Raw genomic sequence first — 12,851 nt, 5'->3', positions numbered from 1 at the left:
CACAACAATACAACCCCAGTGATCTTCACGAGCCGATCGCTGAAGCTGGCCGCGCGCTAGCTGGCAGGTCGAAAGCCCGAGCAGCGCACGATCACAAGAAATCTGCTGAACGGAATGCCCGTGAGGAAAGCCCCGTCTCCAAGCGACACGACGAGAGCGCTTCCGGCCATGTAGGAGTCGACGAGGAGCTGATGGCCCTTGCCGTCGATTAGTGCAAAGAACCGTCCCGGGAGATCGATTGCGGCGCGCGAGGTGCCATCATCGACTGCAACCCTGAGGTCCAGGGCTTCGACCCTCGTAAATGAGCCGAGCGCTGCATCAAGCCCGATTGGCTGAAATAGCGAACTGAACCTCTCTTTGCCATCAACTGCTCGAATCGACATACGAATGCTATCGCCCTCGGCAATTGCCTTCGCGTCAACACGTTCGGTTAGTGAACTTAAGGCTTGAGACGCCTCCACGGGATCGGACAGGGCTTCGAAAATTACGCCTGCACCTGTCGGGTCGCCTTCGCGCAGGAGCGCGCCTTCGGCTGTTTCGATCACCAGCCGACCGTCTTTTGCACAGGCTGCGGAACGCACTTCTAACGTATTTTGGCCGGCGCCATCGAGGGCTTGCAATCGATGAAGCTGCTTGACTTCGACCACACCCGCCGCGAGGGCATCGGCAATCGGAATCGCGTAGATCCCTGCTGTTTCGTCGATGAGCTTCAGGTCGCGGCCGCATCGCACCGCGGTCGTGTGCCACCGCGTGGTGTAGGTCGGCGATAGCGAAGCCGCTCGCGAGCGCGCCCTCAACAGCGCTGTAGATGCTATGGGCGGCGGCGAGCGTGTGGCACCCTCGACGCTGTTGAGCAGCTACCTAAGGAGCGCCCCATGTCACCATCGTTTGATGCAAGCAAATCCCTTACCGCCCTTGATCAGGACAGCACGTTGGTCGCAGTGATTGAGATGAGCCAGACAAAGTGGCTCATAGCTGCGACGGTCCCTGGCTTTGAACGTAACCCTCTCAAGAAGCTCGATGCCGACCCGGATTCGGTGTTCAGGCTGTTGCGCCGCTGGCGCAGCGAAGCCATCCAAGCCGGGCGTGAAGTCCGGCGCATCGTTGTCGCCTATGAGGCTGGACGCGACGGCTTTTGGTTGGCGCGCTGGCTCCAGGCGCGCGCTGTCGAAGCTTATGTCATACATCCATCGAGCGTCGCGGTTTCCCGTGAACATCGGCGTGCCAAGACCGATCGCCTCGATACCGAACTGCTGATGCGCGCCTTTCTTGGCTGGCTGCGGGGCGAGAAGCGCCACTGCAGCATGGCAGCCATCCCAACCATCAATGAGGAGGAGGCCCGCCGTCCGAACCGTGAACGAGACAATCTCGTCCGCGAACGTACACGGATCGTCAACCGCATCAAGGCAATCCTCGCTCGCTTCGGCATTCGCGCCTTCAAACCCAATCTGCGCAAAGCTGCCGAGAAACTGGAGGCTCTGCATACGGCGGAAGGTATGCCCCTACCGGAACGAAGCCGAGCCGAGTTGCGCCGTAATCTCGGACGGCTTCACCTGTTGCGTGAACAAATCCACGAGATCGAACAGGAGCGGTTGCGGCAGCTCTCGGTGGTTCCGGACACGGAGAAGGGTCCGCTCGCGATGGTTCGCCTTCTTGCGCGGATCATCGGTGTCGGTATCGAGACTGCGGACATGCTGGTGAATGAGATTCTCTCACGCGGCCTGCGTGATCGGAGAGCCGTCGCCCGCTATGCCGGACTTACCGGGGCGCCGGATGAGAGCGGCCAACGCAGGCGCGAGAAAGGTCTTGCGCGGGCCGGCAACGCTCGCGTCCGCTACGGCATGATCCTACTGGCTTGGCGGTTCCTCCAATTCCAAAAGGACAGCGCGCTGGCGCACTGGTTTTGCGCGAGAACGGCCGATGGCCGTGGCGGTACGCGCAAGACAATGATCGTGGCTTTGGCGCGCAAGCTACTGATTGCCTTCTGGCGACTTGTCACGACCGGCGAGATCCCGACGGGAGTAGCCCTGCGTCCGGTATAAAGCATGGAGGAGGGTTCGACAGGACGAGCATTGAAGTTTGGCAGCTGCAATAGCGTCTGCCGATAACGATCCGAGGTGGTGGTGATCCCGGCCGCTCACATGGCTTACGACGCCGCGCTGTAGAATGGGCCCACCGCCCGGAGCTTCGCCGCCGATGCGTATGGCTGCATCATGGTTTTTGATCCGCGAGGGTCAACCGCATACAAGCTTGCGGCGCGTTTACGGCGCCGGATGGCGAGCTCCCCTCGGTTTGCAAGTTATAGACCTCTACGAACAGGCCACCTGCCGGCTCAATGTAACGCTGCCGCCGTGCTCGTGACCATCAAGGGCAAGTCGCTTCGCGATGGCCAAAGGCCCACCCTTGACCGTCACTGCGCGCGGCGCCCCCAATGAACCCCGGAGCCAAAGCAGGAACAAATGGGGCGCCACAGCTGAACAAGGAGACGGAACGACTGAAAGATCACCTTGACAAAGATTAGCCCATACAAGCGAGCGAGCGGCGCAGCGGCGGTCATCGATGTTCTTCGGTAGGGTTGGGTTGCTGACACAACCTGATTCGAAGGAACCATCGATGACCAACGACATGATGAACCTGCGCACGCTCGTAGAGAAGACCCCCGATGCCGATATCCTGCGCGAGATGATCGGCTTTGCCGCCGAGCGGCTGATGGAGCTGGAGGTGGGCGCCGCCACCGGCGCGGCCCATGGCGAGAAGAACCCACTGCGGCTTGTCCAGCGCAACGGCTACCGCGACAGAGACTGGGAGACGCGGGCCGGCACCGTCGAGCTGCGCATCCCCAAGCTCAGGAAGGGCTCTTACTTCCCGAGCTTCCTTGAGCCGCGGCGCATGGCCGAGAAGGCGCTGATCGCCGTCATCCAGGAGGCCTACGTCCAGGGTATCTCGACGCGCTCGGTCGACGACCTGGTCAAGGCGATGGGCATGAGCGGCGTCTCCAAGAGCCAGGTCAGCCGGCTGTGCGAGGAGATCGACGGCAAGGTGAAGGCCTTCCTCGACAGGCCCATCGAGGGCGACTGGCCCTATCTGTGGATCGATGCCACCTACCTGAAGGTGCGCCGCGGCGGACGCATCGTCTCGGTCGCCGTCATCATCGCCGTCGGTGTCAACGCAGACGGCCGGCGCGAAGTGCTGGGCATGGAGGTCGGCACGTCTGAGGCCGAGCCGATCTGGACGGAGTTTTTGCGCAAGCTGACCCGCCGCGGCCTGCGCGGCGTCAAGCTCGTCGTTTCCGATGCCCATGAAGGCATCAAGGCGGCCGTCACCAAGGTGCTGTGCGCGACATGGCAGCGCTGCCGGGTCCATTTCATGAGGAACGTGCTGGCGCATGCCGGCAAGAGCGGGCGCCGCGTCGCCTCGGCCTTCATCGCCACCGCCTTCGCCCAGGAGACGGCCGAGGCCGCCAGCACCCAATGGCGCGCCGTTGCCGACCAGATCCGGCCGAAGGTGCCCAAGCTCGCCACCATCATGGACCACGCCGAGCCCGACGTGCTTGCCTACATGACCTTCCCCAAGGAGCACCGTGCCAAGCTGCATAGCACCAACCCGATCGAGCGCCTCAACGGCGAGATCAAGCGCAGGACCGAGGTCGTCGGCATCTTCCCCAATGACGATGCCATAGTCCGTCTCGTCGGCGCCCTCCTGCTCGAACAGAATGATGAATGGGCCGTGCAGCGGGCGCGCTACATGACGCTTGAGACCATCAGCCAGATGAGCGATGATCCGCTCATCAGCCTGCCGGCAGTGGCGCGCTGATCAGTCCGGCCCATGCCGGAGAGCACGGCGTCCAGTGCCGTCAGCTACACCACGCCAGTGGGCACGATCCGCACCGCGAAAACGTACCCGTGCGTCGCATAGTCTGTAACTGGATCGAGACCGCCGCAGGTCCTCTGGCATGCCTTCCAAAGCAGGTCGGTAGCTGCCCGGGCAGGCCTTTTTCCGATCAGGGCAAGTCCTCAGTCCGAATCTGGCAGGCCAATGCTATTGAAGGTCGAACCGATCAAAGTGAAGACGCGGGATTTCAAGTAAATGCTCTCTTGGCATGCTTTGGACGGAACAAGAAGGGTAGGCTTCACGATCGAGTCTCAGGAACATCCCGCTCGGCTCGTCCTCCCCGAAACCCAAGCCGGAAAGGGCGGAAGACGTGGCATGATCGGAGGCTCAGCAGGCTCAGGCAAGATGACACCCCCCGGAAACGTGGCAGGTGTCGCTGCTTTCGAATCTAAGAGCCTTTTGAGATGCGAAGAACGTCCATGAGGTTTCCAAACCAAATTGCGTTGTCTCTGTCACACAATTCGGCGTCGAGCGCCCGCTCAGCGAGCGGTGAAAGTGACCAGCTGACCACTGCCTTGTAGAGATCAGTTCGTGAGAACTCGTTCGTTGATGGCGCATCAAAGCAATATTTCGCGGCTCTGACCTTCGCCGTCCCGATCACCGGCTGGATTGGAACGTAGTTCGCGAGTTCGATAATCTGGATGCCCCCTAATTCGCTCAGGGCGAACAGGCCTTCCCTTGCGGCCTCTACATGACCAGTTCGAGCCATGTACAGCGCATCAAAGGGCTCCTTGAGGTACATTGCCACGTCATCAAGCCAGCTGCCGGTCCATGGCTTCAAAGGCGTTGTCCAGCTCGCTTGGCGTCGGGTTCCAACGAGTGGTCGACCCGCAAGGAAGTACTGGGGTTTTGCCGTTGGCGAGGATCGGAGCAGAACCACGACAGGCCTTAGCCCGAGTTTTTGAAGATAGGCGACAACCTTGTTTGCCATCTCGAGGCCGCTGTCGTCGAAATATCCTCCGTCCACGAGCCTCGCATTGGTCACGTTGGTAAGACCGTTCGGCACCTCGTAGGCGGAAACCTCTTGACGATGGCCGCAGGGCTGACGAGCGGGAACCTCGCGCTCAGCACAATTGCGGTCGAAAGCTTTATGTCGTGTCCCTCTCCAAGGCCTGGGTTGATGGAAGGCGCTTCATCTGCGGCTACCTCGGGCGGCCGACTGGCGGTGTGCCCGATAAATTCAAAGATGTTGTGCGCGGCGGTAAATAGGTCGACGCAAGGGCGCGTCGCGCAATCCGCGATGGCCGTTTGGAAATCGGAGACAATCACAGGCCGTCCTGTTGTGGCATCCGTGGCATTGAGCGCAAGCAGAGGCTCCCAGCCGCCCTGCGCCCGAAGGTAGCCGAAGGGCCGACATAGGCCTTGCGGTGTCTCGCTGGCTTCACAGTCCGTCTCTTCGAGGCCAATGGCAGAGGCGTAATGCCGCTCTATTGCAGTCCCGAGCGCAACGGCCCGATCACCTCCCAGCACGCTGCCAAAGGGGTCGCGGAACAAAATGCCCGCGACAGTCGAGGTGAGATAGTCGCCCGCCACCAAAGACTGAAGGCAGATTCGCCAACTTTTCGAGGGATCAGCGATCGAGGGGGTCGCCGCCCATGGCGCTCTTGCCGCAATGCAGGGTGGCCTGGAGCCGCCGGGCGAGTCCACCAGTGCCGTTCGAAAGGTCGTCACTCCCAACGACCCGCCGGAAACGCCTGAAAGGAGGAATATCTGCTTTGCCGGGTCGGCGTACTGATCCGGGTGCGCATAGGCCACGTCGAGCAGGGCTCCGAGGACGGTGCTCACAAAGAACGCGGAGCGGCTCGCGCCACCCTCGGCGGCGATGATGATTGGGCGCGTTTCGCAGGCTGCAGGATTCGCCGCATCGCAGCCGTTGGCGACGAGCCACTCGTTGGTGCTGTCGGCCAACATTGACTGTCGGATGACGTCGCGGTCAGGCCGAGTTTGTGCTAGCTGCCAATCGCGCGAGGCAAATGTTTGGAGGTCATGGTAATCGGGCTGAAACTTGGCCGAAAACACCCCAAGCCCGATAAAGGCAACGGCGGCCAAGACCCGGATCGGAATGGCGACTGCGGTAGTTAGGAGGGCGAGCGGGACGATCCAGCCTCCGAAAAGAACGGGTGTCAGTACGAGTGGACCCGATAACTCGCCCAGTGAAGCGGGCGCTGCCAACGCGACGATAAGGCCGGCCAAGCCGAGCGCCAGTATCGGATACGAGACTCGGGCCCTTTGCCCAGGCCCGGGAAACCGGCGGCATAGCCAATAATCCAAAAGGACAAGACAGGCGACGACCGCGAGACCGATCCAAAGGCCGAATGCCAGATTGTCGCCATTTGCAAGCGCCTCCTGGACGGGAGCCCAAGACGGCCTTTCAGGCGCGCTTACAGCGGCATCGAGCAGCCCGAAGTCAGCATTGTGAACGGTCTCCAAGCATCGCTGCATGGTTGCCAACGAAGAAATCACGTTGCACGACAGAATGAGCGACTTTGTGAACGCTACGGCACCCAGCAAAATCCCAAAGGGTGCTGCCGCAACTACACCGGGTAGGATATGGCCCGCGCTCTCCGGGGGGCCGCGCCGCCTCGTCCAGACATATAGTGGCAGTGACCACAGCACGATGATCGCGAGGACCAAACCCACGACGCGTCCGGAGTCGTGCGGATAGATCAGAAGGTCGCGCGCCTCCGGCAATAGCGCAAACGCGACGGCCGCCCCCGCAACGCTTACCAATGGCACACGCGGGGCCTTTGCAAAGAGTGCGAGCCCCCTCATAAGGCTCCCTCGCACCCTAGACCAACGCGACGGTGCCTGTGATGGCGCGGCCTCCCTTGTCATCGCCTTTATGGCAATCTGATCGAGAGCGTGCTCGGGCAATGATCGGAAAGCCGTTCATGATCGGCGGGGGTTGAGGGCGTCCATGGGACCTGACCATCGGAGTTGGCGACCGCCAACTGCCGTACTTTGTCGCCGAAGACAAAGAATTCAATCGGTAACATGTTGTAGTCGTCGGCCGCCGGAAGGGACCCTGGATAGGGGTTGGACGTGTCTGCCCAGCAGAGCGACGGCTCCTTGTAGGGTGCGCGGAACAGCGCAATGTCCGGACGATTGTCGCGGTCGTGTAGATCAGCTGCTGGCGAGTATCCCGAGACGGCCTGCCAGACCTCGTCCTGGAAGCGGCCGGCGCCGGCATCGAGGCGCCGATTGAAGTCGCCGACCACCATCCAGGGATCGCCGGCGTTCTGCCGCGCTTCGACCCAAGCCCGCAGCGGGAACATCTGTCGACCAAGCGTGTCGCAGGCGTTGCTAGTCGGCGGGGTGGTTGACGGGTCAACCGTGAACAGGCGGAAGTTAATCAGGTCGTCGAAGCACCCAGACTTCATGTGGACCACCAGCGCCCGCACCGACGTCGTGCCTGTCGTTACTGTGACATCCAGACCCCAACGCACGTCCCTAACGGTCCCGCCATCGTCCGATTTGACGTTGAGCTGCGGCAGGTCGGCAGTCGCCGTGACCCCGGCATTGGACCGCCAAGCAACCGCCGTGTATTGGTGACGTTCAGCTCCAGCGGGCTTGACCGGGGTATCACCTGCCTTGGTGCATATCGGACCCGGTGTCGCCAATCCTTCATCGGCGGCAAACTGGCCGCTGATGCAATGGGCCCATCCATCAGAAATCGGGAACACCTCATTGATCGCCGCGGGACTGCTCACCTCTTGGAGAAAAAAGACCGAGGCTCCGGCCTTGTCTCGCCAAACCTTCAAGTCTGCATGGTCCTGCGGCTGCCGTATGTAGTCACCAGGGAACACCGTCACCGGGTCGCCCGCATAGAGAAGCGTCTGCACGTTCCAGTTGCCGAGTTTGAGCTCAGCAGCAGATGCGGGAAGGGCGAGTGTTGAGATCGCGACTAGCAGAGCGGACAGAACCTTGTTCATGATTACCCCCTTTGAATTTATGGAAACGTAGCTGGCCCGGATGGTTTGGTCGCTTGGCAATTGTGTAAAATACCGCCCCGAAGCGGATGCGGCGAGGACAGGCGGTTATGGTCACCCCGAGAGTTAGCGAGCGAAGAACTGGCGACGGGCGGAACGCTCGGTGTCGCCGAAATAGTCCGACCACCAGGCGTCCGTCCGGAGCGGCTTGGGTGGGTCGTCCGCCTCCCGCCACTTCAGGGACTCCCGGAAGGCATGGTGGCTGTAGAGGCGCATGAATTCGCCCAGATAGATGTCGGCCACGCGCTTGTTGCCGACGAAGATGATCATGTTCTCGTCGTTTTGGTTGGTCGATGCGGCGCTGAAATTGGCGGAGCCGCCGACGACCACCGGATTGTCAGACATCGGATCGATGATCATGAATTTGTTGTGCACGTATTTCACGTTACCGTTGAGACCGCTCAGGGTCTCCTTCACCCACCCGTCGATCTTGTTGGTCGCGATGAGCGAACCAATCGCGAAGGTGTTTTCCGGCATGTTGCGAAGGTCCTGGATCGCTTGCTCTTCAGCGATGCGTTCTGGACTGCCCTCCTTGAGCGGGCGGGTGGCTTTTTCGAGCAAGGCGAGGCGAAAGGGCGCCGGGCTGGTCCGGTACACATCCTTGAACAGGTCATGCATGCCGAAGGCAAAGGTCATGAAGAGACCTTCCTGCGCGGTCATGGCGAGGTCGGCGTACCACTGCAACGCATCGAGGGTCGAGCGCGGGCTGAACACGACACTGGTTCCCGCAGGCGGGGGAATGGCAGGGAGGGGCGTCAACTGCTCGGTGATCGGCGCGAGGTCGGCGTTCGCCGGATCGTCGTGTAGCGCGGTCCAATAATCGAGATAGCGTTGCGCGACGTCGGGATCCTCGACGACGTGCGCGACATTGGAGTGGCCGAAGATTCCGCCGTCCGAAAAATTGGTGCCGCCGGTCCACACATACTTGGGTTGTCCGTTCTCGAGTTTCACGATGAATTTGTTGTGCGAGATGTAGGATGGGTTGGTCTTGCGCTGCTTGCAGCGATTGCCGAGCAAGCTGCCGCCGGCCGCGTCGACCTCGATCACCGCCGCCCGGTTCGCGTCGCCGGGCTTTGCCTCGCGGCCGTCATAGATCACTTCCACATCCACGCCGCGTCCGATGGCAGCCTTCACGGCCTTGAGGAAAGGCAAATAGTGGAATTCATAAGCGGCGATGCGCAGGGAATGCATGCCTGGCTGGGCGTCGTTGACGAACGCTTCCATCGCCTCATAGAGGCCGCGCGATAGCCAGATCCAGGCCTGATTGTTCTGGACGTCCTTGGGCTTTCGATTGCCGAAGCGTGCGACATACGCCTGCGAGGCGGCAACGCCGCGATTGAAGTAAACATCGTGGTCGCCGCCTTCGGGGTTCTCGGTCTCGACCTCAATCGCAACGACAGCGTGTGGCGTAAGAGCGGTGGGAGATCCTTTGAGGGCTGTAATCGTATACGTGTAGCCATAGCCCGGTTTGGCGGAGTAATCCGCCCACTGAAAGCTCTGGATCGGTTGTTCGTTCGTCGGGTACTGCGCGCCCGCGGGAAAGCCGGGATCTGTCTCGGCGAAGCATTTCATCGCCTCGAGGAAGTAGGCCTCATCCTCATTGTGATCCCGCCGATGGAACGAAAATCCCATCAGGTTGTCGCACTGGTCCTGCGGGAGATCGAGACCGAACGTCACCACGTAGGTCCCGGCGATGGCATTGACTTTCAGACCGCCGCTTGACTGTGTTACTCGCATCTCGCCCCCTCCTCGTGAAGTCAGTTGGCGATAGTAGCGGCACTTGCTGTCACAATGAAGTATCCTCGGATCGACGGCCAATCCGAATATTTCGGCGACCTGTAGAAGCGGACTCGCGCGGGCGGCAGTTTAGCTCTACATCTGGAGATGTCATCGCGGTCGCGTTAGGGATCGACGCGGTGGATCTCCTGGGGCCCCATGGTCGGGGACGGGATTACCGCGATCTATGCGACGCGGTCCGGGGGCCTTCCAAATTTCCGTCCCAGAATTCCGTGCGGCGCTCCCGAGCGCGTCGTCGAATTGGGGGGAACCCTCGAAGGCGCAAATGTAGTGCGTTTCATCCCGACAAGCCTGGTCATTGATGATTCAAAAGTTTCGCATTCTGGGCCGCTATCCGAACACCCACGGAGGACACAAATGAGGACGAAAACCTTGAAGACGATACGGTCCGCTGCGATTTCAGTGATCGCCTGCCTGGCGCTTGGCACGGCAACGCCGTCTTTCGCCGATCAGTTCGAGACCATCGCCCGATCGTATGAGCGTGGCGAACTCGACAAGACCAGCGAGGATTCCTTTCCCGATTCAGCCACATTCGATCAACCAATCTATGTGGACGTTGAGGACGTCGCTCTGATGCGCAAGCTGGTCCTGGTGTGGGATGGCAACGGGATTGGCGCGCCACAGGTGTCTCCCTACACGCCGTTCGGGACGCCGGATTTCGTCGGGCCGGTGGTGTCTGTAATAGGCAACAAGGAGGCCGATGATGTCGGTCGCGCACTGGGAGATGCGCTGCATGCTCTGATTGTAGTGCTGCGGATGGGCGAACTTGCGCCCGGTAGCTATGTGCTCCCGTGGGGGCCGGCTTCGGCCGACCACATTCGAACGAGCGGCGGGGTCCCTCCGCCGAGTTTGGGGGCAGACGGCAGCTTCACGTTTACCGAGGAGCATAAGAAACTGCTGGGGCATCTGTGGTTCGGCACGCCGACGGAGGAACAATGGACTCGTGCCACGATGGCCGATGCTCTGCTGTCCTGGAACACCGATGGATCGCTGCCCTACGGTGATCCGCGGGCCCATTGGGCTGGCGCCGCGACGGCTCTTGGGTGGACAATAACCACGGGCCAAGACGGTTCGGTAACGCTGTCTGATGTCGACTATGCGCGCTTCCAGAAACTCCATGCTGAACTGCTCGCCGCCACCCTTGTCATGCAGGCGCACGGCACGCTGGCGCCTGGGTTGTACATCGCCTCGTACGATGAGCCCTGGCAGGTCCCCGATGATAATAAAGAATGATCGTTCAAAAAGTGACGATAGTTGAATGCCCCCAAAGGTCTTCGGGCCGAAAGCGCCACCGTCGCGAAGTCCGATCCCAAGCCGAGCCATAACTCTGAGCGCCCCTGATCGGTGGCTTGAGTCCGCAACCCGCCGTCCTCGCGGATGGTGCATGGGACCGAGTCGGCATGAAGCGATATTTAGCGAGCCCCCAAAGCCTAAGGCCATTGGCAGTGTCCGCTTCCGCTTTGTTGCAGGCCAGAGCCGCCAGCCCGCTCACGTGAAGAGTTTCGGGCGCCGGCAGGCGTACGAAAGTCCCCGAGGAAGGAACCCGCGGGCCACAGGCGATGGCTATGGGGATTTCGGATTTCGGCAGATGTCGGCGATGGCGCGACCGCCGTCGAGGAGCTCTGGGGTGAATGCGGACAGACCGCTTCGTTGCGCCTCCGCGCGGTGTTGTCCGAACGGTGGGCGGCTGGGCGCGGCTCTGTCGGAGTCGATAATCACCATAGCCGTGCGTCGATCCGTTGCCGGAGGCTGAGTGCCTGCAGCTGAAGGCTGAACCTTTCCATGCCGGGTCATGGCGTGCTGCTCCCGGTCGACGGGGAACCGTGTGGCGGTCCGCGCGGCTGCCTCCATCGTTCGAACACCTCGATGACGATCATGCGGCCGCCACAGCAGGGGCATGGCGGGCGAAAGTTGTCCGGTTCGTCCGTGGTGTCATCGTCGGACGGTGCGACGACGTTCAGGAGTTCACGAGCAAGCGCGAGGCTGGCCTTGCGAGCGGAACCGGCAAGCAGGCCGCAATGCCGAATGCGATGGAAGCCACGCGGCAGGACATGCAGCAGGAAGCGGCGGATGAACTCGTCGGTTGCGAGCGTCATGAGCTGCTGCCGGTCGGCGCCTTCGCGACGATAGTCCTTGTAGCGGAAGGTGACGCCGCTCTCGTCGAGGCGGATGAGGCGGCTGTTCGAGACCGCCACCCGGTGGGTGTAGCGCGACAGGTAGGCGAGCACCGCTTCCGGGCCGGCGAAGGGCGCCTTGGCGTAGACCACCCAGCGCTTCTTCCTGATCGGCGACAGGTGGCGCAGGAATGCCCGCCGTTGCGCGAGATGAGCAATTGCGCCGAAGAAGGCGAGCCGGCCAGCGTCGTGCAGCGCGACCAACCGGGAGAGGAACAGCCGGCGGAACAGCTTGCCGAGCACCCGCACCGGCAGCAGGAAGGCGGGACGCGACGATATCCAGCGGCTTCCGTCCGGCGAGATGCCACCGCCTGGCACGATCATGTGCACGTGCGGATGATGCGTCATCGCCGAACCCCATGTGTGGAGCACGGCGGTGATGCCGATGCGTGCGCCCAGGTGCTTCGGATCGGCCGCGATGGTCAGCATCGTCTCCGACGCCGCCTTGAACAGCAGGTCGTAGACCGCCGCCTTGTTGTGGAAGGCGATGTCGGCGACCTCGGCTGGCAGCGTGAAGACGACGTGGAAGTAGCCGACCGGCAGCAGGTCGGCCTCGCGCTCGGCAAGCCATGTCCGCGCCGCGGCACCCTGGCACTTTGGACAGTGCCGGTTGCGGCAGGAGTTGTAGGCGATGCGCCAGTGGCCGCAGTCCTCGCAGGCCTCCACGTGACCGCCAAGGGCCGCGGTGCGGCAGTGCTCGATCGCCGACATGACCTTGAGCTGCTGCAGTGTCAGATGCCCTGCATGGGCGGCCCGGTAGGCGGGCCCGGCAGTGCGGAAGATGTCGGCAACCTCGATCGAGGCGCGCACGCTCAGCCGTCGGGTGAGATCTCTTCCGGCTTGAAGAGGCCAAGCTTGTCGAGCGGGCTCGTGACGGTGCGCACCGTGCGGGTTGCAACCTTGGTGTAGAAGGCGGTGCTATTTAGAGCGCGTCCTGTTTAATCTGGGTCGTATCCAGCTGCCTTGAAGTAGTTGGCGCATTCGGCTGGGGTGAAGCGTT

At 61.8% G+C, this 12,851-nt stretch carries 9 protein-coding genes; 3 read left to right on the top strand and 6 right to left on the bottom strand.

Going from position 1 to position 12,851, the window contains the following annotated elements; genetic code table 11:
• Positions 1-56 precede the first annotated feature (56 nt).
• Positions 57-797 (bottom strand): hypothetical protein, encoded by a 741-nt coding sequence (locus AC0L2A_RS10105; protein ID WP_473608591.1) that lies wholly within the window; start codon positions 795-797, stop codon positions 57-59.
• A gap of 78 nt (positions 798-875) precedes the next feature.
• Between AC0L2A_RS10105 and AC0L2A_RS10100 the strand changes: the two genes are divergently transcribed.
• Positions 876-2,042, top strand: coding sequence for an IS110 family RNA-guided transposase (locus AC0L2A_RS10100; protein WP_127257056.1), 1,167 nt, complete (start codon positions 876-878; stop codon positions 2,040-2,042).
• A 571-nt stretch (positions 2,043-2,613) separates the two neighbouring features.
• The gene (locus tag AC0L2A_RS10095) at positions 2,614-3,813 is read left to right on the top strand and encodes an IS256 family transposase (protein ID WP_473608590.1); all 1,200 of its coding nucleotides are present in this window, start codon (positions 2,614-2,616) and stop codon (positions 3,811-3,813) included.
• Between the two features lie 466 nt (positions 3,814-4,279).
• On the opposite strand, the gene AC0L2A_RS10090 is transcribed toward AC0L2A_RS10095, so the two are convergent.
• The 4 genes from AC0L2A_RS10090 to AC0L2A_RS10075 form a co-directional block, all read right to left on the bottom strand.
• Positions 4,280-4,897 (bottom strand): hypothetical protein, encoded by a 618-nt coding sequence (locus AC0L2A_RS10090; protein WP_473608589.1) that lies wholly within the window; start codon positions 4,895-4,897, stop codon positions 4,280-4,282.
• Complete coding sequence (locus tag AC0L2A_RS10085; RefSeq protein WP_473608587.1) at positions 4,873-6,627, bottom strand: hypothetical protein; 1,755 nt, start codon at positions 6,625-6,627, stop codon at positions 4,873-4,875. Before AC0L2A_RS10085 ends, AC0L2A_RS10090 begins: the two co-directional genes overlap by 25 nt.
• A gap of 104 nt (positions 6,628-6,731) precedes the next feature.
• A complete protein-coding gene (locus AC0L2A_RS10080) occupies positions 6,732-7,823 on the bottom strand; it encodes an endonuclease/exonuclease/phosphatase family protein (RefSeq protein WP_473608586.1) in 1,092 nt (363 codons plus the stop codon).
• Positions 7,824-7,946: 123 nt separating this feature from the next.
• Entirely contained in the window at positions 7,947-9,698 is a 1,752-nt protein-coding gene (locus AC0L2A_RS10075; protein WP_473608585.1) for a phospholipase D-like domain-containing protein, read from the bottom strand.
• A 336-nt stretch (positions 9,699-10,034) separates the two neighbouring features.
• Here AC0L2A_RS10075 and AC0L2A_RS10070 point away from each other — a divergent pair, with 336 nt between their 5' ends.
• A complete protein-coding gene (locus AC0L2A_RS10070; protein WP_473608583.1) occupies positions 10,035-10,910 on the top strand; it encodes a hypothetical protein in 876 nt (291 codons plus the stop codon).
• Between the two features lie 557 nt (positions 10,911-11,467).
• On the opposite strand, the gene AC0L2A_RS10065 is transcribed toward AC0L2A_RS10070, so the two are convergent.
• Entirely contained in the window at positions 11,468-12,661 is a 1,194-nt protein-coding gene (locus tag AC0L2A_RS10065) for an IS91 family transposase (RefSeq protein ID WP_473608582.1), read from the bottom strand.
• Positions 12,662-12,851: the final 190 nt, after the last annotated feature.

This window comes from Mesorhizobium sp. WSM4844, assembly GCF_055811775.1.
Note: the sequence above shows the minus strand (reverse complement) of the source record. Positions and strands in the feature narration are given on the sequence as shown.

Bases quoted from the DNA above. Each gene is read 5' to 3' on its own strand.
- AC0L2A_RS10100 (WP_127257056.1), top strand. From the start codon at position 876: ATGTCACCATCGTTTGATGCAAGCAAATCCCTTACCGCCCTTGATCAG.
- AC0L2A_RS10095 (WP_473608590.1), top strand. From the start codon at position 2,614: ATGACCAACGACATGATGAACCTGCGCACGCTCGTAGAGAAGACCCCC.
- AC0L2A_RS10080 (WP_473608586.1), bottom strand. From the start codon at position 7,823: ATGAACAAGGTTCTGTCCGCTCTGCTAGTCGCGATCTCAACACTCGCC.
- AC0L2A_RS10070 (WP_473608583.1), top strand. From the start codon at position 10,035: ATGAGGACGAAAACCTTGAAGACGATACGGTCCGCTGCGATTTCAGTG.